Annotated in this window: 20 protein-coding genes; 17 read left to right on the top strand and 3 right to left on the bottom strand. The window is 64.2% G+C overall.

Annotated elements, in window-relative coordinates:
- Nucleotides 1-51 precede the first annotated feature (51 nt).
- Complete coding sequence (locus ITJ49_RS06185; RefSeq protein ID WP_194602767.1) at nucleotides 52-891, top strand: exodeoxyribonuclease III; 840 nt, start codon at nucleotides 52-54, stop codon at nucleotides 889-891.
- Here the strand turns inward: ITJ49_RS06185 and ITJ49_RS06190 are convergent.
- On the bottom strand, nucleotides 888-2,720 hold the full coding sequence (locus ITJ49_RS06190; RefSeq protein WP_228514080.1) for a nucleoside-diphosphate sugar epimerase/dehydratase: 1,833 nt from the start codon (nucleotides 2,718-2,720) through the stop codon (nucleotides 888-890). The two genes, ITJ49_RS06185 and ITJ49_RS06190, sit on opposite strands and share 4 nt — an antisense overlap.
- Before the next feature lie 108 nt (nucleotides 2,721-2,828).
- Between ITJ49_RS06190 and ITJ49_RS06195 the strand changes: the two genes are divergently transcribed.
- The 4 genes from ITJ49_RS06195 to ITJ49_RS06210 all read left to right on the top strand — a co-directional run bounded on the left by ITJ49_RS06195 (nucleotide 2,829) and on the right by ITJ49_RS06210 (nucleotide 7,098).
- The gene (locus ITJ49_RS06195) at nucleotides 2,829-3,965 is read left to right on the top strand and encodes a DegT/DnrJ/EryC1/StrS family aminotransferase (RefSeq protein WP_194602770.1); all 1,137 of its coding nucleotides are present in this window, start codon (nucleotides 2,829-2,831) and stop codon (nucleotides 3,963-3,965) included.
- The gene (locus tag ITJ49_RS06200; protein WP_194602773.1) at nucleotides 3,958-4,602 is read left to right on the top strand and encodes a sugar transferase; all 645 of its coding nucleotides are present in this window, start codon (nucleotides 3,958-3,960) and stop codon (nucleotides 4,600-4,602) included. The genes ITJ49_RS06195 and ITJ49_RS06200 overlap by 8 nt, the downstream gene beginning before the upstream one ends.
- A gap of 226 nt (nucleotides 4,603-4,828) precedes the next feature.
- Nucleotides 4,829-5,758 carry a glycosyltransferase gene (locus ITJ49_RS06205; protein ID WP_194602778.1) on the top strand — a complete coding sequence of 310 codons (930 nt, stop codon included), beginning with the start codon at nucleotides 4,829-4,831 and terminating at the stop codon, nucleotides 5,756-5,758.
- Nucleotides 5,755-7,098: a lipopolysaccharide biosynthesis protein gene (locus ITJ49_RS06210; protein ID WP_194602780.1), complete on the top strand. Its 1,344-nt coding sequence runs from the start codon at nucleotides 5,755-5,757 to the stop codon at nucleotides 7,096-7,098. Before ITJ49_RS06205 ends, ITJ49_RS06210 begins: the two co-directional genes overlap by 4 nt.
- On the opposite strand, the gene ITJ49_RS06215 is transcribed toward ITJ49_RS06210, so the two are convergent.
- The gene (locus ITJ49_RS06215; RefSeq protein ID WP_194602783.1) at nucleotides 7,043-7,969 is read right to left on the bottom strand and encodes an AEC family transporter; all 927 of its coding nucleotides are present in this window, start codon (nucleotides 7,967-7,969) and stop codon (nucleotides 7,043-7,045) included. The genes ITJ49_RS06210 and ITJ49_RS06215 overlap by 56 nt on opposite strands.
- 38 nt (nucleotides 7,970-8,007) lie before the next feature.
- Between ITJ49_RS06215 and ITJ49_RS06220 the strand changes: the two genes are divergently transcribed.
- The 9 genes from ITJ49_RS06220 to ITJ49_RS06260 all read left to right on the top strand — a co-directional run bounded on the left by ITJ49_RS06220 (nucleotide 8,008) and on the right by ITJ49_RS06260 (nucleotide 17,592).
- Nucleotides 8,008-8,823, top strand: coding sequence for an alpha/beta fold hydrolase (locus tag ITJ49_RS06220; RefSeq protein WP_194602786.1), 816 nt, complete (start codon nucleotides 8,008-8,010; stop codon nucleotides 8,821-8,823).
- 35 nt (nucleotides 8,824-8,858) lie between these two features.
- Nucleotides 8,859-11,066 (top strand): transglycosylase domain-containing protein, encoded by a 2,208-nt coding sequence (locus ITJ49_RS06225; RefSeq protein ID WP_194602789.1) that lies wholly within the window; start codon nucleotides 8,859-8,861, stop codon nucleotides 11,064-11,066.
- Nucleotides 11,067-11,183: 117 nt separating this feature from the next.
- A complete protein-coding gene (locus ITJ49_RS06230; protein WP_370544391.1) occupies nucleotides 11,184-12,239 on the top strand; it encodes a low specificity L-threonine aldolase in 1,056 nt (351 codons plus the stop codon).
- Nucleotides 12,236-12,676: a hypothetical protein gene (locus ITJ49_RS06235; RefSeq protein WP_194602795.1), complete on the top strand. Its 441-nt coding sequence runs from the start codon at nucleotides 12,236-12,238 to the stop codon at nucleotides 12,674-12,676. Before ITJ49_RS06230 ends, ITJ49_RS06235 begins: the two co-directional genes overlap by 4 nt.
- A 114-nt stretch (nucleotides 12,677-12,790) precedes the next feature.
- Nucleotides 12,791-13,390 carry a nitroreductase family protein gene (locus ITJ49_RS06240; RefSeq protein ID WP_194602798.1) on the top strand — a complete coding sequence of 200 codons (600 nt, stop codon included), beginning with the start codon at nucleotides 12,791-12,793 and terminating at the stop codon, nucleotides 13,388-13,390.
- Nucleotides 13,391-13,530: 140 nt separating this feature from the next.
- Nucleotides 13,531-14,172: an acyltransferase gene (locus ITJ49_RS06245; protein ID WP_194602801.1), complete on the top strand. Its 642-nt coding sequence runs from the start codon at nucleotides 13,531-13,533 to the stop codon at nucleotides 14,170-14,172.
- The gene (locus ITJ49_RS06250) at nucleotides 14,169-15,260 is read left to right on the top strand and encodes a DegT/DnrJ/EryC1/StrS aminotransferase family protein (protein ID WP_194602804.1); all 1,092 of its coding nucleotides are present in this window, start codon (nucleotides 14,169-14,171) and stop codon (nucleotides 15,258-15,260) included. Before ITJ49_RS06245 ends, ITJ49_RS06250 begins: the two co-directional genes overlap by 4 nt.
- The gene (locus ITJ49_RS06255) at nucleotides 15,257-16,282 is read left to right on the top strand and encodes a Gfo/Idh/MocA family protein (protein ID WP_194602807.1); all 1,026 of its coding nucleotides are present in this window, start codon (nucleotides 15,257-15,259) and stop codon (nucleotides 16,280-16,282) included. Before ITJ49_RS06250 ends, ITJ49_RS06255 begins: the two co-directional genes overlap by 4 nt.
- Nucleotides 16,279-17,592: a nucleotide sugar dehydrogenase gene (locus ITJ49_RS06260; RefSeq protein ID WP_194602810.1), complete on the top strand. Its 1,314-nt coding sequence runs from the start codon at nucleotides 16,279-16,281 to the stop codon at nucleotides 17,590-17,592. Before ITJ49_RS06255 ends, ITJ49_RS06260 begins: the two co-directional genes overlap by 4 nt.
- A gap of 16 nt (nucleotides 17,593-17,608) precedes the next feature.
- Here ITJ49_RS06260 and ITJ49_RS06265 read toward each other — a convergent pair whose 3' ends face one another.
- Nucleotides 17,609-19,801 (bottom strand): ATP-dependent Clp protease ATP-binding subunit, encoded by a 2,193-nt coding sequence (locus ITJ49_RS06265; protein ID WP_194602813.1) that lies wholly within the window; start codon nucleotides 19,799-19,801, stop codon nucleotides 17,609-17,611.
- Nucleotides 19,802-20,566: 765 nt separating this feature from the next.
- On the opposite strand from ITJ49_RS06265, the gene ITJ49_RS06270 reads away from it, so the two are divergent.
- The 3 genes from ITJ49_RS06270 to ITJ49_RS06280 all read left to right on the top strand — a co-directional run.
- The gene (locus ITJ49_RS06270) at nucleotides 20,567-22,417 is read left to right on the top strand and encodes a hypothetical protein (RefSeq protein WP_194602816.1); all 1,851 of its coding nucleotides are present in this window, start codon (nucleotides 20,567-20,569) and stop codon (nucleotides 22,415-22,417) included.
- Between the two features lie 98 nt (nucleotides 22,418-22,515).
- Nucleotides 22,516-22,944: a DUF3060 domain-containing protein gene (locus ITJ49_RS06275; RefSeq protein WP_194602821.1), complete on the top strand. Its 429-nt coding sequence runs from the start codon at nucleotides 22,516-22,518 to the stop codon at nucleotides 22,942-22,944.
- Nucleotides 22,945-23,059: 115 nt separating this feature from the next.
- Nucleotides 23,060-23,988, top strand: a 929-nt coding sequence (locus ITJ49_RS06280) for a hypothetical protein (protein ID WP_194602822.1), incomplete at its 3' end; no start/stop codon positions are given.

Genomic DNA, 23,988 nt, shown 5'->3' on the forward strand with positions numbered 1-23,988 from the left:
TTCGCGGGGCGGCTGGACACCGGTGTCGCCGGGTCTTAGTAGCGTGGGTGCATGCGAGTCGCCACCTGGAACGTCAACTCCATTCGAGCCCGTGCGGGCCGCGTCGTCGATTGGCTCGTGCGCGAAGACATCGACGTGCTCGGTATGCAAGAGCTCAAGTGCAAACCGGAGCAGTTCCCTTACGACATTTTCCAGGAGGCCGGCTACGACGTCGAGCTTCACGGGCTCTCGCAGTGGAACGGCGTCGGCTTCGCCAGCCGCTTGCCGATGGACGATGTCGAGATCACCTTCCCGTCGCAGCCCGGCTTTGCCAAGGGCGTCGAATCGGCCGAGGCACCGAAAGAAGCACGCGCGATCGGCGTCACCGTCGACGGCGTCCGGCTCTGGAGCCTGTACGTGCCGAACGGTCGCGAACTCGACGACCCGCACTACGTCTACAAGCTCGACTGGTTGGCCAAACTCCGCGATGAGACCGAGGGCTGGATCAAGGCCGACCCCGAGCAGCCGCTCGCGCTGATGGGCGACTGGAACGTCGCGCCGCTCGACTCCGACGTGTGGGATTTCGCGGTCTTCGAAGGCCACACCCACACCAGCCCGGCAGAGCGCGACGCATTCGCTGCCTTCCAGACGAAGGGGCTGCTGACCGACGTCGTTCGGCCGCGCCTCCCCGAGGGCTACACCTACTGGGATTACAAGCAGCTTCGTTTTCCGCGCAACGAGGGGATGCGGATCGACTTCATCCTCGGCTCGAAGCCGTTCGCCGACCTCGTCACGAGCGCGCGCATCGACCGCAACGAGCGCAAGGGTGATGCGCCGAGCGACCACGTGCCCGTCGTCGTCGACCTCGATGTCGACCCGGGTGACGACGACGATCGGCCGATGATCTTCTAACCGGCCGTTTTCTCGATCGCGAGACCTTCCAGATTTAAAAATTTGGCCGGATCAAGGTCGTCCGCTGCGAGGGCGGGCACGGAAGTGTGCGAGATCTTTGGGTGGACAGGGCGACAGTCGGTCTCGCCCTCACCGATGAGCTCTTCATGAAGTTTCTCGCCCGGGCGGAGTCCGGTGAAGACGACGTGTGAGGGCTGCGCGGACAATGAAATCATGCGGTTAGCGATGTCGAGAATTCTCACCGGTTCGCCCATGTCGAGGATGAGCACCTGTCCAGGGTCGCCGATTCCTCCCGCTTGCAGAACGAGGTGGCACGCCTCGGGAATGCTCATAAAGTAACGTGTCGCCTCGGGATCAGTGACGGTCAATGGCGCTCTCGCCTCGAGCAACGTTTGGAACACGGGGATAAGGGATCCTCGACTGCCAAGGACGTTGCCAAATCTGACGGAAATGTAGCGACGAGCACCACGCCGGGCAAAATCGGCTGTGAGACGTTCCGCGAGGCGCTTAGACGCTCCGAGCACGCTGCAGGGGTTGGCGGCCTTATCGGTCGACACGTTGACGAACGTTTCGACGCCGGCAGCCTCTGCGGCATCGAGGACGTTGAGAGTGCCGAGCACGTTGGTCTTCCACGCCTCGAGCGGGTATTGCTCGAGCATAGGCAAGTGTTTCAATGCCGCTGCATGAAAAACGACTTCCGGTCGCCGTTCAAGGAAAATCGAGGTCAACGCGGCGCCGTCGCGAATGTCGGCGAGAACGACCTCCCTCGTATCGAGAAGGCCATGCCCAGAAACCGCCATTTGCGCTTGTTGAAGGCCGGTCTCGTCGCGATCCAGCATGATCAGCTCGGCCGCGTCGAGTCGTGCCAGCTGCCGACAAAGTTCACTTCCGATTGATCCGCCGGCGCCGGTCACCAAGACTCGACGGCCTCGAATATAGGCGGCGTTGATCGTGGAACCGATGTCGACTGGCTCCCTGCCGATGAGGTCGTCAATGGAAATGGACCGGAGGTCACTCAGCTGGTCCGCGCCGCTCAATAGCTCGTTGAGGGTCGGCACGATGACCAGTTTCAGACCCGCCGTACTGGCGGAGCTCATGAGGGAATGCAATAACTCGGAGCTCGAGTCCGCCACTGCAACAACCAGGGTCGTTGCCCCGGTCGCCCGGGCCACCGTCTCAAGGTCGTGTCTCGTGCCCAGAACAGGACACGAGTGAATTATTTGTCGCCCCTTAGCGGGGTCGTCATCGAGGAAGCCGACCGGGTTGTAGGCGGACCCGGAATCAACCAGCATGCGTCGGACAAGGTGCTCACCGACTTCACCTGCACCGAATACGAGCGTGGCGTCCCCTTTGCGGGCCGATCGGCAATAACGTTCGCGCACAGTCTTTGGCAGTCCGCGCATGCCGATCATGAGCATCGCCGCGAGCGGAGCAGCCACCAAGACGATCGACCAAGGCGCGGATGCGAACCCGATGCGCAACAGGCTGCCCGACGCTCGCGCCATGGGGATGCAGACGAGGACGAACAGGGATACCGCTGCCACGACGCTCACGAGCACTCGGGCCTCGGCGGTCGAGCCGGACCGAAACCGTCCCCGATAGATGCCGGAAGCGAACCCTCCGGCGACATGCAGGGCGGTTGCAACCAGGCCCGCGAGAAGGACGAAAGAGGCGGACACGGGCAGACGGTCGTGCGACACGAGCGCCGCACTTGCCAGCAGAGCCACGCTCCAGCAGCCGATATCGATGACGGCCAGCTTGAGAGAGCGTGGGACATTCGCCATCAAGGACATGGCCATTCGGAGGCGAAGACGTTCGGGAACGGACATGGGCGACCTCATTCGGATCAGATAGAAGCTGTTGTCATTCTGAATTCTACGTGATAAATTTCACATTGTCACCGTGGTACTCATATTCGCCCCGATCGAACGGATCCCGTGAACACCCCTATCTTCCTGTCCCCTCCCGACACCGGGGACGCAGAACAACAAGCTGTGGCGCGTGCAGTAGCGAGCGGTTGGGCAGCCCCTATCGGCCCCGAGCTGGACCAGTTCGAACGTGAGCTGGCGACGCGTGTCGGCGTCGACCACGGTGTCGCCGTATCGTCCGGCACAGCCGCCCTCCATCTCGCTCTGCTCGGCGTAGGCGCACGCGCCGGCACCCGAGTCATCACCTCTACCTTCACTTTCGCCGCGACTGCAAATGCAATCGCCTACACCGGCGCCGAGCCTGTTCTCGTCGACTGTGATCCAGTTACCGGCAACCTCGATTCAGACCTCGTCGAAGGAGCCTTGGCTGAAAGCCAAGCCAGCGGCCCATCCGTCGCAGCAGTGCTCGCAGTAGACATCTACGGCAAATCCGCCGACTACTCGACTCTCGACGCGATCACGAAGCACTACGGGGTGCCCCTGCTAGCCGATGGGGCCGAATCTCTCGGCGCCTTTCACAAGGGTGCACCGGTCGGATCCCTGGGTCGCGCGACAGCGGTGTCCTTCAATGGCAACAAGATCATGACGACCTCCGGAGGCGGCATGCTGTTGACCGACGATGCCGTTCTCGCCGCAGAGGCACGTAAACGAGCGGCCCAATCTCGCGAGCCCACCGACCACTATGAACATCATGAAGTCGGCTACAACTACCGCTTGAGCAACGTGCTGGCCGCACTTGGGCGAGCTCAACTCGTCAGGCTCGACGACATGATCGCACGCCGTCGCGCAAACCGTGAGTTCTACCGCAAGGTCGTCGCCGACTTCGACGGAGTCTCTCTCCTGCACGCCGACGACGACGAATCTGATAACTGCTGGCTGACATCCATCGTGATTGATCCGGCCCTCGGCATAGCGCCTGGCGCAGTCAGGTCTCACCTGGCAAAGAAGGGCATCGAATCGCGGCGCCTATGGAAACCCCTGCACAGACAGCTCGCCTTCAGCACCGCTCACTCGATCCAATCGGGGGCCGCCGACGCACTATTCGCCACAGGTCTGTCACTGCCGAGTGGCTCACAGCTCGTGCCAACACAACTCGATCGCATTGCCGACTCGCTTCACTCTGTCTTAGGCAACGCGCGTGCGTGACCCCCGGCCATGGTCCCTCCGCGCGAAACGAACGTTTGATGTGGTTGCCGCCGCCGTTGGTCTCATCGCCGTCGTTCCGCTCGCGCTCGTCGTGGCCAGTGCTGTGGGCATGTGCCTCGGGCGCCCGGTGTTCTTCTTCCAGGTCCGTGCCGGCCGCAACGGCCGACCCTTTACGATGATCAAATTTCGGTCGATGAGGGCCCCTTGCGACCGGGGACATCCCGAATCAGATGCCGACCGGCTCACACGATTCGGTTACTGGCTCCGCGCTTCCAGCCTCGATGAGATCCCCGAGTTGGTGAACATCCTCCTGGGGCACATGAGTTTTGTCGGGCCTCGCCCTCTCCCGGTCGATTACCTCAGCCGCTACGACGCTGTGCAAGCGCGGCGGCACGAGGTCCGTCCCGGGCTAACCGGCCTGGCCCAGATACGCGGTCGCAACGACCTGAAATGGGATGACCGTCTGCGAAGCGACGTGGAGTATGTCGACACCTGGTCGCTTCACGGCGACCTCCTCATCCTGTGGCGGACCGCCGCCGTAGTCATCAGTCGAAGGGGCGTCTCGACGCAGGGCCTTGCGACCACTAGCGAGTTTCACGGTTCCACCGAAGCGACCTCAACCGTTCAATCCCCCTAAGCGCACCCGAGGAATACCAATGTCCCTGTTCCCTGCTAAATCACCTGATCGTCGATTCGACGTCGCCCATGTGAGTAGTGCTCACGCATGGACCGATAATCGTATCCACATGCGCGAGGCGGCATCGACCGCGAGGTGCTACCGAACCCTCCTCATAGCGGTCGACTCCCCGACATCCGTGCCAGAGACGGGTGTCTCCTCCCGTCTGCTCCGGCGACGGTCACGAATGACCCGCCTCCTGGTAAACGTTCCGAGCGCCATCGTCCTCGCCATCCGCTCTGGCGCTCCGGTCGTTCACCTCCATGATCCGGAGCTAGTCGTCGGCATTCCGTTCCTTCGCCTCCTCCAACGCCGGGTCATCTTCGATGCTCATGAGGACGTCCCCGAGCAAGTACTAGACAAGCCGTATATCCCGCATTTCCTTCGGCGTGCGGCGTCAGAGTTGTCGAAGCTACTAGTTCGACTCGGCGGGATGGCCGATGCCGTCATCGCCGCTACTCCGATCGTCGCGCTTCGATACCCTGCGCACAAAACCACTGTTGTCTGCAACTTTCCGATCTTGAGAGCGGCAGAGCTGACCCTCACCCCGCTCACAGAGAGGCCCCGCCGCGCCGTTTACATCGGTGTCGTCAGTGAGGAGCGGGGCTCGACCGTGATGCAGCGAGCAACTCACACCCCCGCCTTTCCCGACGACTGGCACGTCGCCCTCGCGGGCGCCTGTTACCCAGCGGCGCATGGAGACGACCTTCGAGGGGACGGCCGGCTGACAATCCACGGCCTGCTTGATCCAGAGTCTGCTCGCGACCTATTACTCGCCTCTCGGGTCGGACTTGTCGTCCTGCACCCCACGCGTGCCTACCAGCAAGCTCTTGCCACAAAGATGTTCGAATACCTCGCTGCGGGGCTCCCGATCATCGCCTCGGACTTCCCCGTTTGGCGTGACATTCTCGCCGGGTACGATTGCGCAATTTTCGTCGACCCCGAAGACCCTGACGCCGTGGCGGCCGCGATGGCAAAATACGCATCGAACCCGGCTCTCCTAGAGACCCACGGTTCGACCGCCCGGCGGGCGGCAGTGGAGCGATTCAACTGGGCTCGAGAAGAGCCCCAGCTGCTCGCCGTCTACCAATCCCTCGGTCTCGAGTCACGAGATTGACTCAGCCCGATGCCTCCGACCCAGTCCTCGAGGCGGCGAGAGACCGCGCCGAAAGGCGCACATCACTCCTGCACCTCTTGACGACGAGTGCCGCCGGACAGGCGGCGGTATTGGCTGCCTCGCCCTTACTCGCCAGGCTCTATTCACCCGACGATTTCGGCGTGCTCGCCGCAATAGTCGCACTCTCGACAATCGGAGGGTCTGCGGTGACGCTGTGCTGGGAACGCGCGATCCCGCTCCCCCGTGCCGAGTCGGCTGCTCGAGCGCTTGCGCTTCTCGCCGGCGCGACGACGGTCTCTATGTCGATCGGAATTGCCGTCGTTCTCGCTTGCCACTCTGATGCCATTGCCGGGGTGATCGGAGTTTCGGGGCTAAAAACATACTGGTGGATCTGCCCTATCACCGTTGCCAGCATCGGTCTGCAACGAATCGTCTCTACGCTGTCCATCCGGCAGTCGAATTTCGCGTCGCTGTCTAGGAGAAACCTGCTGCAGAGTACCGGGCAGCTGGCGGCGAATTTCGGTCTGGCGTGGACCGGCCCTGCCGGCTTGCTACTGGGAACGGCTATGAGCCGATTAGCAGGGGGCCTTGTCGTCGTCCGACGTCAGAACCGCAGAATCTTCAGGGTGTCCGCGCGACGCCTAGGGCACACGGCTCATCAGTTTCGGCGGTTTCCGCTCATCTCGACCTGGTCCGCGCTCGCCAACTCCGTGGGCGTCCAACTGCCCATCCTCCCCTTGTCGGGCGCCTATGGGTCTCTGACGGTCGGCTTCCTAGCATTCGCCATGCGATTGACAACGTCACCTGCCGGGCTGGCGGCCGAGGCTCTCGGCCAACGCTTAGACGCGTCGGCTTCCAGCGCGATCCGAGACCGGGAAGCCGTCATTGGCACCCTTGTCCGGCGGCACCTCCTGGTTGCAGGGACTATCACATTGATCGGCGGGAGCGTCGCAGCGCTGGTGTGCCCGCCGGTCATCACCTGGATCTTCGGGGGTGCATGGAGAGAATCAGGCGACATAGCACGACTCCTGATTCCCGTAGCTGGAGCGCAACTCGTCGTCGTTCCGATCTCGCGCGTCCTGACGCTCTTGCAGCGACAGCGGACCCAGCTATTCTGGGACATCCTCCGCGGCACCGTCACAATCGGCGTCGTCATGTTGACCATCGCCCTCGGAAAAAGCATCGAGACAACCCTCGCCGCCTGGACAGCCCTTTCCGTAGCGGCTTATGCCCTGATGATCGCGCTCGTGATGTCGGCATGCCGGAGGTTTGACGACGAAATTCTCACTTCAGTAGCGCCGCGACGACGACCAACACCGGCACCGCGGCAATCGTCGTGATCAACACCGTATCCCGCGCCACGACCACCCCCGTCTGATACCGCTGCGCGTAGTTGAACGCGTTCTGCGCACTCGGCAGCCCGGCGACCACCACCGTCACGAAGAGCTCGTCGTGCCCGAAGTCGAACACGAAAGCGCCGAGGATCCACGCCACAACGGGCATCACCACGACCTTGAGCGCGCTTTCGACGAGCACGTCCACCCGCGCACTCCCCGCCTGCAACGGCTTCTGCCCGTGCAGCGACATGCCGAACGAGATCAGCACGACGGGCACGGCGGCGGCACCGACCAACGCGAACGGTTCGAGCACGTCGGTGGGAATGCGGATGTCGAACACCGAGACGAGCACGCCGAGGAGAGAGGCGATGAGGAGGGGATTGCGGAACGGGCGCGTCACGGTGGCCAAGCGGCTGCTGCCGGATCCTCGGTTCGTCGACACGTCCATGATCGTCAGCACGACCGGCGTCAGAATCAGCAGTTGAAAAAGGAGGACCGGCGCCACATAGGTGGCACTCCCCAAGACGTACACGGCGACGGGGATGCCGATGTTGTTGGCGTTGACGTAGGCCCCTGCCATCGTGCCCATGGTGGTCTCGGGCACCGAGCGACGAAGCACGAGCCGCAGCACCACGATCGAGATGGCCGCCACGGTGAGCGCCGCGAGGGTCGACACGATCAAGATGGGCGAGAACAGCACGTGCACGTCGGCCTTCGAGATCGTCGTGAAGAGCAGGCACGGGGTGAGCACGAAGAAGACGAGTTGGCTGAGCACGCGGTGCCCCTGCGGTCCGAGCAGATCGATGCGCCCGACGACGTACCCGATCAGAATGACCGCGCCGATGATTGCGAACCCGATCAGAACTCCAGCCATACTCCCCAGTCTGGTGGCTGCGGCGTTAGCCTCGAGCCATGGCTGAGACTGTTTTCAACGGGGGCACATTCGCCTACGAGCTCGACGGAGAGCCGAGCGCTCCGGCTCTGGTGCTGATCCACGCGGGGGTGGCGACGCGGCGGATGTGGGATCCGATCGTGCCGGGCCTGGCCCAGAACCACAGGATCCTGCGCTACGACACCCGGGGTTTCGGTGACACGGCAACCGACGACGTGCACTTCTCGGAGGTCGACGATCTTCTCGCCGTGATGGGCGCCGCGGGCATCGACCGGGCCACCCTCATCGGCGCCTCCCGAGGGGGCCGGATCGCGATCGACGCCGTCGTCGAGCACCCCGACCGCTTCACCGGCCTCGTCACTGTCGGGTCGGTCCCGAGCGGTTTTCCGGAGGTCGAGATGACCGAGCGCGAGAACGAGTTGTTCGACGAACTCGACGCCCTGCTGGCAGCGGGAGACCACGCGCAACTCAACCGCGTCGAGGCCGAGCTCTGGGCCACGGGGCCGACGCGAGACCTGATCGAACTCGAACCCGCTTTTCTCGAGCAGGCCTACGCACTCAATGCGGCCAATCTGCCGCACCTGACCGAGGCGCCCAAGCCCGTCCCCCTCGAGTCGCCGGCCTACTACCGCACCGTCGACATCGAGCTGCCCGCGCTCATCGTCGTCGGCGAGCACGACCTCTCGGGCGAGTTGGCCGCGACCGAGTACCTCCTCTCGACCGTCCCCGACTCGTCGGGGGCGCGGTTTCCCGACTCGGCCCACTTGCCGAGCGTCGAGCGCCCCGTCGAATTCGTCAGGATCCTGAACACCTGGCTCGAATCTCGACAGCTCTAGTCTCGATGTATGAGGTGTGACATACCATGTTCTCTATGGCAGTCACCACCTCGCAACTACGTCGCGCCCTCACCGCCCTGCTCGGCATCGTTGCCCTCAGCACCGTGGCCGGCCTCCTCGTCAGCGTCGCCATCACGCCCGGCGTCGCAGTGGCCGGTCAAGCAGCCTCGGGTGCGATTAGCGCCTTCGATCAGATCCCCGAGTACATCGAGATCGGCAAACTGCAGCAGCGCAACGTCGTCTACGCCCACAAGGGCGGCCAGGAGGTGCCGCTGGCCACCCTCTATAGCGAGAACCGCGTAACAGTCGAGTGGAACGACGTCTCCAGAAACCTGAAGAACGCCGCGGTCGCGGGTGAAGACCGGCGCTTCTTCGAGCACGGTGCCGTCGATCTGAACTCCCTCGTCCGGGCGGGTGTCGGTAGCCTGGCGACGAAAGAGCTCGGGTCGGCGGGTGGCGGCTCGACCCTGTCGATGCAGCTGGTGCGCAACATTCTCGTGGCGAAGGCCATGTCGCTCGACACAGAGAAAGCCCGTCAAAAGGCCTATGCGAAAGCCACCGAGAAGTCGACGGCTCGCAAGATCGCCGAGATGAAGCTCGCGATCGGCCTCGAGAAAAAATACAGCAAGAAAGAGATCCTGCTCGCCTACCTCAACATCGCCTACTTCGGCGATCAGGCGTACGGCGTCGAGGCGGCGGCCCAGCACTACCTCGGCAAGAGCGCCAAGACGCTGACGCCGGCCGAGGCGGCCAGTCTCATCGCGATCGTCCAGTACCCCGAAAGCCGCAACCTCTCCACACCGAAGCACTACAAGGCCAATAAGGCTCGGCGCGACGTGATCCTCCGGTCGATGGCGAAGGAGAAGATGATGTCGAATGCGTCGCTCTCGAAAGCCCTGAAGGCGCGCATCGGTTCGTACGTCCATCTCACCCCCGCGACACAGGGTTGCATGGCAGTGACGGAGGCCGGAGCACAGCAGTGGTGCGACCTGATCCGCCGTGTCGTGAAGACGCTTCCGGCCCTCGGCAAGTCGGCCGCCGAGCGAGACCGCAACTGGCGACTCGGCGGGTACGAGATCCACACCTCGCTCGATCTCGACCTCACGGCGAAGGCGAAAGAGCTGGTCGACACCTATGCCCCCAAAACCGAGACTCGATACGCGCTGGGCGCCGTGGCCACCTCCGTCGAGGCGGGTACCGGCCGCGTGATCGTGATGGCCCAGAACAAAGACTTCGACGACACCCTTCAGGGCGGCGGGCCCGGCACCACTGCGGTCAATTACGCCGTCGACGAGAAGTGGGGCAGTTCGACCGGCTTCCAACCCGGGTCGACCTACAAACCTTTCACGCTTCTCGACTGGCTGAAGAAGGGCCACAGTCTCTACGACACCGTCAATGCGACTCCGCGCGATTTCAGCCCGATGACGGCCTGCGGGGCTCCCGATTACACCCGCTTCGACCCCAAGAACGACGACTTCGGCAACCCGGGCACGGTCACAGCACTCCAGGCCACGATTCGCTCGATCAACACGGGCTACGCCGCGATGGCGCAGAAGCTCGACCTCTGTGATATCCGCGACACCGCCAAGTCGCTCGGCGTCCACCCCGCCGACGGCGGCGAGCTCTCCGCCTATCCGTCGTCCGTCATCGGCTCCGGCAACACCGTCGCCCCGCTCACCATGGCAGCGGCCTTCGCCGCCATCGCCAACGGCGGCACCTACTGCGAACCGACGTTCATCGACTCGATCGTCGACGACGCCGGCACGACCCTTCCCGGCCAGACGAAGAAGTGCGAGCAGGTCATCGACGCCGATGTCGTGGCCAAGGCCGCCGTGGCTATGCAGGGCGTGTTCGCCTCAGGAACGGCGACCTCCGCCAACCCGCGAGACGGCGTGCCCGTCCTCGGCAAGACCGGAACGACCGACCACGCCGAACAGACCTGGCTCGTCGGCGGCTCATCGAAGGTCGTCACGGCCTCCTGGGTCGGCAACATCGAGGGCCACCAAAACCAGTACCGCATCTACGGCACCTACGGCGCGATGAACGTGCAGCGGCTGAACATCTGGCGCGGCCTGCAATCGGCTATCAACGCCGCTTACGGCGGAGACGCCTTCGCGGCAGCGACGCCCGAATACCGTCCCCGCACCACCCCGCTGCCGCTCGGCGACGGGGAGACCGACGGTGAACACGACGGCGAGCTCGACAAAACCGGCGACAGCAACGGTAACGCCGCGACGCCTTAGAACGACGAGCCGGCCGCCCCTCCGACGTCAGACACCGAGCCGGCTCCGACCGCGACCGCGCCCACCCCGCCGGGCAACGAGTAGGTCGGCCCGCACTTCGTGAGAGAGACTGGGCGGGTGACTCCTCTGCACGATCCCGCACTTCACTCGTTCGCCTCCGACAACTACTCGGGCGCCCACCCCGAGGTCATTCAGGCGCTGGCCGACGCGAACGGCGGCCACGTCGCCTCCTACGGCGCCGATCCCTACACGGCGCGATTCAGCGAACTCGTCGAGCAGCACTTCGGCGCCGGCTCGGCCGTCTACCCCGTCCTCACAGGCACCGGCGCCAACGTGGCCGCCCTACAGGCGCTCGTTCCGCGCTGGGGCGCCGTCATCTGCGCATCGACCTCGCACATCTACACCGACGAGGGCGGGGCTCCCGAGCGCCTCGGCGGGCTGAAGCTCCTCTCCGTTCCAACACCCGACGGCAAGCTGACACCCGATCTGATCGACAGGCAGGCCTACGGCTGGGGCGACCAGCAGCGCCCTCAGCCCCTCGCCGTCTCGATCACACAGACGACCGAGATGGGAACGGCCTACTCGGTCTCCGAGATCCGGGCGATCACGCAACACGCGCACTCCCTCGGCATGACGGTGCACCTCGACGGTGCGCGCATCGCCAACGCCGCCGCGAGCACCGGGGCCACGCTCCAGCAGATGACGCGCGACGCCGGAGTCGACGCGGTCTCGTTCGGCGGCACCAAGAACGGCCTCCTCTTCGGCGAATCGGTCGTCTCGCTGAGCGACGCGGGTCTCGAGGGCATCACGTACATCCGCAAGATGGACGCGCAGCTCCCGTCGAAGATGCGCTTCGTGTCGGCCCAGTTCGTGGCACTCCTCGAGGGTGATCTCTGGCTCCGGTCAGCGCAGCACGCCAACGCCCTCGCGCTCCGCGTTCGCGACGCGCTCGTCGACCTCCCCGGCGTCACGATCACGCAGGCGGTCGAAGCCAACGCGGTCTTCGTGGTCCTCCCGAAACCGATCATCGAGACGGTCCGCGCCGAACACCGGTTCTACGACTGGAACAGAGAGACGGGCGAGGTGCGACTGATGTGCTCCTTCGATACGACGACCGACGACGTCGACTCACTCGTGGCGTCGATCCGTCGCGAACTGGGCGTGCTCTCGTGACCGAGCCGTCGGATCCTCCGGGCATCCCCATGCCGGCTACCAGCCCTGGAACATCGAGCCCCGGGCTTCCCGCCGGGGCCGTCGCCCCGGGGCGTCCGGCCAAGCCGAGGCGACGCCCCCTTCGCACGGGCGACGTGGCGATCACGGCGATCTTCACGGCGATCCTGTACATCCTGGTGGCGGTCTATGTCGTCGAGGCACTGACTCGGGCCGATTCAGCCGAGGGGTCGGTGCCGGGCGCAGCCCTCGCCAACGTGCTCGCCGAGTTCGCTCCGATCGCTCTCGCCGTCTTCGCGTCGGTCTTCGCCGGGCTCTTCGTCGCGCGGCGCATTCTCGCCTTCTGGTTGCCTGTGGTGGCCGCGATCCTCGTCGTGGCGCTCTACTCGGTGACCCAGCAGATGATCGACTCGGCGGTCGTCTCGCACCTTGGCGGCTGAGAGCGCCTTCGGGAGACATAACCATGCGCGGGCATAGATTCTGCGCCTAGGGTGTTCAGCAGATGAGTTCTCCTCGACGGTGCGGAGTCACGCTTCACTAATCCAGGAGTAGCTATGACCACCACAGACCAGTCCGCCACCACCGCTCGCACCTCTGAGACGTCGGTGCCTCTCGTCGATCTTCTCGACGAGCGCTGGAGCCCCCGCTCGTTCGATCCGACCGCCACGGTCTCAGACGACCAGGTGACAGCCCTGCTCGAGGCCGCCCGCTGGGCGCCGTCGGCCCTGAACCTGCAGCCGCGACGCTTCATCGTCGGGCGCCGCGGAACCGCGACCTTCGACACGATCCTCGCCAACTTGATGGGCTTTAATACGCTGTGGGCGGGCAATGCCGCCGCGCTCGTCGTGGCCATCGCCGAAACCGAGTCCGAAGCGGGCGATGCTCGCGCCGGGGCCCAGTACGACCTCGGGCTCGCTGTCTCGGCACTGACGGTTCAGGCCCACGCCGAGGGCCTCCACGTGCACCAGATGGCGGGCATCGAGGTCGATGGCCTCCGATCGGCCTTCGATCTCCCCGCTCGCCTTCTGCCCGTCACCGTGAGTGCAGTCGGGGTCGTCGCCCCCGCCGACCAGCTCCCCGAAAAGCTGGCCGAGCGCGAGACGCTCCCCCGCACGCGCCTCGAGCTCGACAGTCTGGTGCTGCGTCGCGACTAGTTCGCTCTCAGCAGACTGACGCCACGACCCCGAGGGTCGTGGCGTCTTCTTTTTGCCTGACTTCTCTTTCATTTGTATTTTAAATGTCGTATGGTAAGGGAACGCTATTGAGGCGCTCCCTTCCAAGCAGAGGAATTTCGATGCCGGTCACCAACCCGACCCCATTCCAACAACCCGACCCGCTGGGCATTTTGCCCACCCTTCATCCCACGGCCGACGTCGATCCCAGCGCCCAGATCGGGGGCAGAACGCATGTCTGGCACCTGGCACAGGTCCGCGAAAACGCTTCCATCGGCGGCGATTGCACCATCGGGCGCGGCGCCTACGTCGGTGCCGGCGTCGCCGTGGGCGACAACTGCAAGATCCAAAACGGCGCGCACCTCTTCGATCCGGCGACCCTCGGACAAGGCGTGTTCGTCGGCCCCGGAGCTGTGCTCACTAACGACCGTGCACCGCGAGCCATCACCCCGGACGGCATCGTAAAGACCGGCGCCGATTGGACGACGGCGGGAGTTGTCGTGCACGACGGAGCCTCGATCGGAGCTGGAGCCGTGTGCGTCGCGCCGGTCTCGATCGGACGGTGGGCGCTCGTCGCCGCGGGCGCGGTCGTGACACAAGACGTGCCCGACTTTGCCCTTGTCGCCGGCACTCCGGCACGGCAGATTGGCTGGGTCGGTCGTCACGGAGTTCGGCTCGTAGCCGAGGGCGACTCGCTCGTGTGCCCGATCTCGTCAACCCGACACATCATCGTCGAGGGTCGACTCGAGGAGGTCTCGAAATGACGCTTCCTTTCATTTCCGCAGCACAGCCATCCATCGGTGTCGACGAGAGGCGTGCCGTCGACACGGTGCTGGCCTCCGGCAAACTCGCGCAGGGGCCTGAAGTAGCCGCATTCGAATCCGAGTTCTCCGATCGCCTCTCTGACGGGCGTTATGCCATCGCTGTCAACTCGGGCACCTCGGCGCTGCACCTCGGCCTCCTCGCCAGCGGCGTCGGCCCCGGCGATGAAGTCATCGTCCCCTCGTTCACGTTCGCCGCAACAGCCAACGCCGTCCGCCTCGCCGGTGCCACCCCGGTCTTCGCCGATATCGAGCCGGAGCACTACTGCCTGGACCCGCTCAGCGTCGAGGCGGCCATCACCCCGCGCACCGCGGCGATTCTGCCTGTCCACCTCTATGGACACCCGGCTCAAATGAGTCGCCTCGGCGCACTCGCCAAGCAACACCGCCTTGCCGTCATAGAAGACGCCGCGCAGGCCCACGGCGCGCAATGGAACGGCCGCTTCGTCGGCACATTCGGCGACATCGGGGCATTCAGCTTCTACCCCACGAAGAATATGACGGCCGGCGAAGGCGGGATGATCACCACCAACAAGTCAGGCGTCGCTCGTACCCTGCGTCTTCTGCGCAACCAAGGCATGGAGACCCGCTATGCGAACGAGATTGTGGGCTTTAACGTCCGCATGACCGACCTACATGCCGCCATTGGTCGCGTCCAGCTGACGAAGGTCGCCGACTGGACCGACCGACGCCGGGCCAACGCCGACTACCTCTGCAAGAACCTCCGAGGGGTGGTGCCCCCGCGGGTCGCCCCCGAAGCCGACGCGGTCTGGCATCAGTTCACCATTCGCATTGAAGACGACCGGGACGGGTTCGCCGCGGCGCTCGCCACAGAGCATGCCATCGGTTCCGGCGCGTACTATCCCACTCCCGTGCATCGACTGCCGTCATTCGGCCTCGACCTCGACCTGCCCCACACCGAACGCGCCTCACGAGAGGTTTTGTCGCTGCCCATTCATCCCGGTGTCGGCCCCGACGCCCTCGAGCGAATCGTGACTGCCGTCGAGCATGTCGCGGGTGCCGGCCGATGAGCGGACCTCTGCGGGCAGGCCTCGTCGGGGCGGGGATGATGGGCCGCCACCATGCCCGCGTCCTCCGCCAGGTGGACGGCGTCGAACTAGTCGGACTAGCCGATCCGGGTGGTGATCCCCATTCCGTCGCCGGGGCCACCCCCTTCCACGAGTCGGTCGCGTCCCTCGTCGATCAGGGAATCGATATCGCTGTCGTCGCGGTTCCGACCGCGCTCCACGAAACGGTGGGTCTCCAACTGGCCGAGTGCGGCATCCACGCTCTCATTGAGAAGCCGGTCGCTTCTACTCCGACGGCGGCTCTCCGCCTCACCGAGGCCTTCGAGTCGAGCGGACTGGTCGGAGCCGTCGGGCACATCGAACGTTTCAACCCGGCTCTCCGATCACTCCGGAGCCGTCTCGGCAATGGTGATCTGGGAGAGATTTTCCAAGTGGCCACGCGCCGCCAGGGCCCATTTCCTGCAAGGATCGCCGACGTCGGCGTCGTGAAAGACCTCGCCACGCATGACATCGATCTCACCGCGTGGCTCTGCCGAAGCGATTTCGTCAGCGTTTTCGGGCAAAGCGCCTACAAGAGCGGCCGCCCCCATGAGGATCTCGTCGCGTTCTCGGGCAGGCTCGCCGACGGAACCGTGACTAATCACCTTGTTAATTGGCTGTCTCCCTTCAAAGAACGACTGACGATCGTCACCGGCTCGCGCGGAACATTCGTCGCCGATACTCTCACCGCCGATCTGACGTTTTACGAAAACGGCACCGTGTCGACCTCCTGGGACACCGTGGCAGCCTTTCGAGGAGTCGCTGAAGGGACGGTTACCCGTTTCGCGCTGGAGAAGAAAGAACCTCTCCTTGCGCAGCACGAAGCCTTCCGCGATGCCGTCCTCGGCCTGCCCAGCCAGGCAGTCTCCCTGCGAGACGGCCTCCAGGCGCTTGTTGTCGCCGAGGCCGCGATCGCCTCGGCAGCCCGGCACGAGGTCGTCGATCCCCGGTCCCTTCTCCCCCTTTCGACAGGAGCGTACGCATGAAAATCGCCGTCATCGGACTCGGCAAGATCGGCCTCCCTCTTGCCGTCCAGTACGCCCTGCGAGGCCATGAAGTCGTCGGGGTCGACATTTCGTCCACCGTCGTCGATCTCGTCAACCGTGGAGTCGAGCCGTTTCCCGGTGAGGCCGATCTTGACGTGAGACTCCGTTCGACAGTCGCCTCGGGTCGCCTGATCGCAACGACCGCATACGACGCGGCCGTCCCGGAGGCTGACGCGGTCGTAGTCGTCGTTCCGCTCTTCGTCGACTCGGAGGCCCGACCCGACTTCGCCTGGATGGACGCCGCAACCGCGTCGATCGCCGACAACCTCACCCCGAACACGCTGGTGGCCTACGAGACGACCCTGCCCGTCGGCACGACGCGCACCAGATGGCTCCCCCGGCTCGAAGAAGGAAGCGGTCTCCGCGAGGGAGACGATTTCCACCTCGCGTTCTCCCCCGAGCGGGTTCTGACCGGTCGCGTCTTCGCTGATCTCCGCCGCTACCCTAAGCTCATCGGAGCCCTTTCCGATGCAGGCGCCAAGGTAGCGCGAGACTTCTACGAGGGCGTCCTCGAGTTTGACGAACGACCCGACCTCGATCGGCCAAACGGCGTATGGGATCTTGGTTCAGCCGAAGCCGCGGAGCTCGCGAAATTGGCCGAGACGACCTATCGAGATGTGAACATCGGTCTGGCCAACGAGTTCGCTCGTTTCTCTGAAAAAGCCGGCATCGACGTCAGGAGCGTCATCGCAGCGTGCAACTCGCAGCCGTTCAGCCACATTCACTCTCCAGGTATCGCGGTGGGGGGTCATTGCATTCCCGTCTACCCCCGCCTCTATCTGTGGAACGACCCCGAGGCAACGATCGTCCGAGCCGCGCGAGCGAGAAACGCGGCTATGCCCGTTCATGCGGTCGGCCTGCTCTCGGCGCTCGTACCTGATCTCTCGGGTCTTACCGTTGCCGTGATGGGTGCCTCTTATCGCGGCGGGGTGAAAGAGACCGCGTTTTCCGGCGTCTTCGACACCGTCGACGCCCTTTCCGCAGTCGGCGCAAGAGCAGTCGTCCACGACCCGCTCTACAGTGATGATGAGCTTCGTGCTCTCGGCTTCGAGCCGTTCCACCGCGGCGACTCAGCGGCCGCAGCGATCGTGCAGGCTGACCATCGTGATTACCTCGACTGGACCCCCGCCGACGTCGTCGGCGTGACCGCCATCGTCGACGGCCGTCGTGTTCTCGATCCGGCCATGTGGGCACCGGCGTCGTACGCCGCAATCGGTGCCCCGTTAGCGACCGCATCGCCGGCCAGGTGACCGTCTGCCTCTATCTCTACGAGGGGAGGTCGTCGAGCCTGCCGGCATCCGGCTCGACAGCACCGTGCCTCGATACGGTGAGCGACTGACCATCCGATTCGACGTCAACCAGCACAGTGTCGCCGTCAACAATCACCCCTCCGAGCAGCGCCCGCGCGAGGTTGTCATCGATCTGCCTCTGCATGAGCCGACGTAGGGGGCGGGCACCATAGATCGGGTCGTAGCCGCGCTCGGCCAACCACGCTCGAGCGTCCGGAGTGACGGCAAGCTCGAGACGGCGATCGGTGAGCCGCCGAGCAAGACGATCGACGTACAGCGAGACGATCTGGCCAAGGTCGTCCTGAGACAGCGTCGTGAACAGCACGATGTCGTCGAGCCGGTTCAAGAACTCCGGCTTGAAGGCCTGCCGGAGCGTGTTCTGTACGGCTTCCTCTTTCTGAGCCGGCGTGAGCGAGGGATCGATTAGATACTGGCTGCCGATGTTCGACGTCAGCACCAGGATCACGTTGCGAAAATCGACGGTGCGCCCCTGCCCGTCGGTCAGGCGCCCGTCGTCGAGCACCTGCAGCAGGATGTCGAACACGTCGGGGTGCGCCTTCTCGACTTCGTCGAGCAACACAACGCTGTACGGACGCCGCCGTACAGCCTCGGTCAGCTGCCCGCCCGCTTCGTATCCCACGTAGCCGGGAGGCGCCCCGAGCAGCCGCGACACCGTGTGTGCCTCGCCGTACTCCGACATGTCGATGCGGATCATCGCCTTCTCGTCGTCGAAGAGGAACTCCGCTAGCGCCCGCGCCAGCTCGGTCTTGCCCACACCGGTGGGCCCCAAGAACAGGAACGAGCCCGTCGGGCGATCAGGATCCGAGATCCCGGCCCTGGTCCGACGCACGGCCTCACTCACCGCCGTCACGGCCTCCCGCTGCCCGATGATCCTCCGCCCCAACTCGTTTTCGAGGTGCAGCAGCTTCTCGGTCTCGGCCGCCAGCAGGCGCCCCACCGGAATGCCCGTCCAGGCGGCGACAACCTCGGCGATGTCGGCGTCGGTGACCTGATCGTTGACCATCCGGTCGCCCGACTCTTCGATGCTCTCGGCGTCGGCGATGCTCTTCTCGATCTCGGGGATCGTCTCGTAGTTGATCTTGGAGGCGTCTTGGTAGCGCCCCTCCCGCATCGCCCGGTCAAGCTCGATGCGGGCGTCATTGAGCTGGCCCTTGAGTTCACCGACCCCCTGGAGGGCGGCTTTCTCGGCTTGCCAGCGACGATTGAGGTCGGCATAGGTCTGCTGCCGGGAGGTCATCTCGTCGCGCAGAGCATCGAGTCGAGCTCGGCTCGCGGGATCCTTCTCTTTTTTGAGCGCTAGCTCTTCGACCTGCATCCGCGCGAGAGAGCGGTAGAGCTCGTCGAGTTCGAGCGGTGACGAGTCGATCTCCATCTTGAGGCGAGAGCCGGCCTCGTCGACGAGGTCAATTGCCTTGTCGGGCAGTTGACGGCCCGAGATGTAGCGGTTGCTGAGCGAAGCAGCGGCGACGAGCGCGCTATCGGCGATGGTGATGCCGTGGTGCGCCTCATAGCGCTCTTTAAGGCCGCGAAGAATAGCGATCGTGTCTTCGACGCTCGGCTCGCCCACATACACCTGCTGAAAGCGGCGCTCGAGGGCGGCGTCTTTCTCGATGTACTGGCGGTATTCGTCGAGCGTCGTCGCGCCGATCAGCCGCAGTTCGCCGCGGGCCAGCATCGGCTTGAGCATGTTCGCCGCTGCCACCGATCCCTCGCCGCCGCCCGCACCCATGAGGGTGTGGAGCTCGTCGATGAATGTGATCACCTGGCCATCCGACTCGGTGATTTCTTTGAGCACGGCCTTCAGGCGCTCCTCGAACTGGCCGCGGTACATGGCACCGGCCACGAGCGCCGAGATGTCGAGCGAGATCAGCCGCTTGCCCTTCAGCGAGTCGGCCACGTCGCCCGCGATGATCCGCTGAGCCAGACCTTCGACCACTGCAGTCTTGCCCACGCCGGGCTCGCCGATGAGGACCGGGTTGTTTTTCGTACGCCGGGTGAGGACCTGACTGACCCGGCGGATCTCGGTGTCGCGCCCGATCACGGGATCGAGCTTGCCGCTCGCGGCAATCGCCGTGAGATCGACGCCGTACTGCTCGAGCGCCGACTTCTGCTTCTCGTCGGAGGCGGGAGCGCCCTGCATGTTCGCCATGGTTACCCTTTCGAAGAACTTGAGCGGATCAGACTCAAGTTTAGACGCCAGGATCCATTGTGGCCACTCCCAGTAAGACACCCTAGCCACATATATTTTTATTCTGCTGTGTTTCGTGTAATATGTCAGGTACACATCTGTCACTCGGCCGTGCCCGAGCCTGAAAGAAAGAACCCTTGTATGCCCATCGCAAAAACCGGGGCCGCATTCGGCCTCGCCGCACTGACGCTCGCGTCGTCGCTCACCCTGGGGGCTGCGGCGAACGCGGCCCCCACCCCCGCCAAGGAGACCAAGGCCTCCGCGCCCAAGGTGGCCGCTGACCATCCGGGCTTCCTCCCTTTTATTTTCGACGACGGAAGCTCTTACTTGTCCGGCCACCCGTCCGGCGTCTCGTCGTCGCAGACGCCGCAGGAGGCCTATGCTAACCCGGCCCTGGAATGGGCGAAATTCCCAAAGATTGGCGAGCAAGGCTCAATCGTTTTTGAAAACGGAGAATGCTTGTGGGTTTTGCCGACAGGAAACTGGTACATGCCCGAGGGTGCCTTTCAGAAGGCTCCCTGCCGTCAGGGCGACGCTCGACAGCAGTTTGCGGTAGCAGAGGACGGCACGCTCTCGACGCCCGCCCTCGGCCTTCGTGGGCTGACGACCGTTGGCTGGACAGGAGGGGGCGGCCAACATATCACCGCGCTCTCGATGCGCCAGGGGGTGCAGACCGTATTCCGCCTGACTCCGAAGAGGCTGTCTGCCGAGGCAACGAGCGTCGATGTGTATGACCGGACCGCGAGCCTGAAGGGGTACGCGAAGCCTGGCTCCCTTGTCCAGGTCACGGGCGGCACGACGAACAAATCCGCTCGGGCGGATGCCGACACCGGCGAGTGGACCATGAACGTCCGCAACCTCGACCTCGGCGCCAACAAGTTCTCCCTCGAGTCGTTCGACGATGCCAACGAGTCATTGGGCACGTCCGAATTCACGGTCGACGTCAAGACCACGCCGCTGAGCGCGTCGGTCAAGTCGACCAGCCTCGCGGCGCAGACCGCCGAGGTGGAGATCACCGGAACCCCAGGCTTAACCGTCCAGTACCAGAACAAGACGAAGACCCTCGGCCACGACGGCACTGCGACGGTCACCGTTGACGGCCTGTCGCTCGGCAAGAACACTGTCACGTTCCAGCAGTTCGAGGGTGGCCAGCAGGTTGAGGCCGACCTGGACTTCGACATCATGGTCACGATCAACAAGATCACGGCGGAGGCCGCATTCGATACCCGCGGCACCGCGTTCGACGCAGTCCTCTCGGGCACCGCCGAGGCCAACGCCAAGGTCACCATCGTCGACGGTAAAGGCAAGGTCACGACCACGTACGCGAACCCGCGGGGCGCCTGGACGACGCCCGTCAAGGCCCCCGACTCCGGCCGACAGACGTTCGAGGTCACCCAGTCGATCAACAGCTCCGATGGCGGCTCCACCGACGTCACCCTCGACTACGGCAACGGGGTCGAGGTCACCGCGCCCCGCAACGACTCCGACTTCGCCGGCGGCACGCTCACGTTCCGCGGCGACGGCCAGTACCAGGCCGGCGTCGAGATCTTCGAAAAGGGCAACGACACCGCGCTCGCTAGCACCGTCGGGCTCAACAACGGGACGTGGGCCGCGCAGGTTGCCGGCGTCGACGGCGAACTCAAGCACACCTACACCGTCGTTCAGAAGTCGAAGGGCAACCTCACCACCAGCGAGACCGTCGTCGTGAACGGCGACAAGCCCGAGACTCCTCCCGCCGGCACCGAGGTCGTTCTGACGAACCCGGCCAAGGCATCCGACGGCTACGTCCCGAACCAGGCATTCACCTTCCGCGGCACCGCCAAGCCCGAAGCAACCATCACCATCCAAAACACCAAGGGACTCGTCTTCGGCACCGCCACCGCCAACGCCACCACCGGCGAATGGGCCTTCACCTACGCCAACATGAAGGAATACACCTACTCCCTCGACTTCATCGCCGACAAAGGCACCACCACCGAAAAGAAAACCGAACTCCGCAACTTCGCACCGAAAGAAGCCACCGGCACCGAGGTCGTCCTGACGAACCCGGCCAACGCATCCGACGGCTACGTCCCGAACCAGGCATTCACCTTCCGCGGCACCGCCAAGCCCGAAGCAACCATCACCATCCAAAACACCAAGGGACTCGTCTTCGGCACCGCCACCGCCAACGCCACCACCGGCGAATGGGCCTTCACCTACGCCAACATGAAGGAATACACCTACTCCCTCGACTTCATCGCCGACAAAGGCACCACCACCGAAAAGAAAACCGAACTCCGCAACTTCGCACCGAACCAGATGTCGACGTCGCTGACGAACCCCGCCAACCCCTCAGACGGCTACGCCAAGAATCAGTCGTTCACTTTCACCGGTACGGCTAAGACCGGCGCGACCGTGACGATCCAGAACACCAAGGGTCTGGTCTTCGGTACCGCGAAGGCCACCGTCGCGGGTGTTTGGGAGTTCACCGTCGCCAACATGAAGGACTACGTCTACTCGCTGGACTTCATCGCCGACAAGGGCGGGCAGAACGAGGAAACCGTCGAGTTGCGCGGCTTCGCCCCGCGCCCGTGATGCCAGGCCACCCGCGGCACTAGCCGCCCGGCTCACTCACACCCAACACCGGGCACCCCGCGGAGGGGTGCCCGGTGCCCTCCAACGAAAGACACATCATGACAAAGACCCCGATCTTGCTCGCAACCCTGGCTATCTGCGTCACGGCCGGGCTCACCGGCTGCACGGCCAGCGCCACCACGAGCGACGGCACCCCAGAACCGACCACCTCGAGCACCAAACCTGCCGCCGCCACTTCCGACCGTTACAACGACAAGTGCGTCGAGGGCATCGCCCACATCAACGTTGACAAGACAAAGAAGAAAACCCTCAAGGGCGACTGCGACACCGTCTGGATCCTTGGAGATGGTGGCACCGTCGACCTCGACAACGTCAAATCGATCGGCATCCTCGGTAAGGGCAACACGATCGACGTCACATCCGTCAACACCATCGACGCCACGGGCGACAACAACACGATCAACCACCGAGGCCCCTCCCCGAAGAGCGTCGGCGAGGGCAAGAACACCACAATCAACGTCAAATAGACGCTGGCCCATCAGGAGGATGCTTACCCCAAGCATCCTCCTGATTTTTGTATTTCACATTTAAACTATATACTTTAGCAATCCGCAGGGCCTTCCCCCCACGAAAGACACACCCATGATTCTTCCCCGCACGACCGCGCTCTGTCTCGTCGCCACTCTCGGCGTAACCTCCTTGATCGCCACGGCGACCACCAGCGCTCACGCGTCCACCTCGACTCATGCCTACGATCTGCCGTATAACTTCACTCGGCTCGTCTTGCACGACACCTCCAACCCGGCCGCCGGCTCCTACATCGGCATCACGTCAGATCTGCGCGGAACACGCACCACGACTCTGGCGGAAGCCGAACGCGCCGCAGGCGGAGACTTCTTCGACCTTCCCCGGGCTGGCACCGAAGGAAACACCATCTCGAGCATCGTGGATGGTGACAATTCCGGGCTCAACCTGGAAGTGGCACCGACCCAGCCAGGCGGCATCGGCTACGACCTCGACGAAGGCGACATCCTCGATGACGACCACCAATTCGATGTCTCCGACGACGGCAAAGTCGAAAGCAAGGCTGGAGGGTTCGTCGGCTTCGACGACGAGCTCGACCACCTCTCGATCGACACCACCGGGCGCTATGAGCTCGTAGGCAGCTCCTTCGGCGACAAGCCGACCGCACTCGTCGCATCCGTAGATTCCTACAACGCCGAAGCACACTCCGCGATCATCCGCGGGACGGCGTCGAGCTCAGTGTTCTACCCCGACACCCGAGTCAAGATCGGTACCTCGTTTGTTGCTACCGGAGTCGCGGGGGAGTTCGTGATCAACGCCGCAGGGCTTGCCCCCGATGCAAAGACCGTCACGGTCGAACAGTGGGTCGACGACGAGAAATTCGACGAGCAGATCCTCGAGCTCGAAAGTCCAGTCGACCCTCCCGTCGAACAGGCTGTCGTTCTGACGAACCCGGCCAACGCAGCCGAGGGCTACGTCCCGAACCAGGCATTCACCTTCCGCGGCACCGCCAAGCCCGAAGCAACCATCACCATCCAAAACACCAA

The organism is Frondihabitans sp. VKM Ac-2883 (assembly GCF_015350875.1).
Taxonomy (GTDB): Bacteria; Actinomycetota; Actinomycetes; order Actinomycetales; family Microbacteriaceae; genus Frondihabitans.

Coding starts and splice junctions, on each gene's coding strand:
- ITJ49_RS06185 (WP_194602767.1), top strand. CDS start 52: ATGCGAGTCGCCACCTGGAACGTCAACTCCATTCGAGCCCGTGCGGGC.
- ITJ49_RS06190 (WP_228514080.1), bottom strand. CDS start 2,720: ATGTCCGTTCCCGAACGTCTTCGCCTCCGAATGGCCATGTCCTTGATG.
- ITJ49_RS06205 (WP_194602778.1), top strand. CDS start 4,829: ATGACCCGCCTCCTGGTAAACGTTCCGAGCGCCATCGTCCTCGCCATC.
- ITJ49_RS06215 (WP_194602783.1), bottom strand. CDS start 7,969: ATGGCTGGAGTTCTGATCGGGTTCGCAATCATCGGCGCGGTCATTCTG.
- ITJ49_RS06220 (WP_194602786.1), top strand. CDS start 8,008: ATGGCTGAGACTGTTTTCAACGGGGGCACATTCGCCTACGAGCTCGAC.
- ITJ49_RS06225 (WP_194602789.1), top strand. CDS start 8,859: ATGGCAGTCACCACCTCGCAACTACGTCGCGCCCTCACCGCCCTGCTC.
- ITJ49_RS06240 (WP_194602798.1), top strand. CDS start 12,791: ATGACCACCACAGACCAGTCCGCCACCACCGCTCGCACCTCTGAGACG.
- ITJ49_RS06245 (WP_194602801.1), top strand. CDS start 13,531: ATGCCGGTCACCAACCCGACCCCATTCCAACAACCCGACCCGCTGGGC.
- ITJ49_RS06250 (WP_194602804.1), top strand. CDS start 14,169: ATGACGCTTCCTTTCATTTCCGCAGCACAGCCATCCATCGGTGTCGAC.
- ITJ49_RS06255 (WP_194602807.1), top strand. CDS start 15,257: ATGAGCGGACCTCTGCGGGCAGGCCTCGTCGGGGCGGGGATGATGGGC.
- ITJ49_RS06260 (WP_194602810.1), top strand. CDS start 16,279: ATGAAAATCGCCGTCATCGGACTCGGCAAGATCGGCCTCCCTCTTGCC.
- ITJ49_RS06265 (WP_194602813.1), bottom strand. CDS start 19,801: ATGGCGAACATGCAGGGCGCTCCCGCCTCCGACGAGAAGCAGAAGTCG.
- ITJ49_RS06275 (WP_194602821.1), top strand. CDS start 22,516: ATGACAAAGACCCCGATCTTGCTCGCAACCCTGGCTATCTGCGTCACG.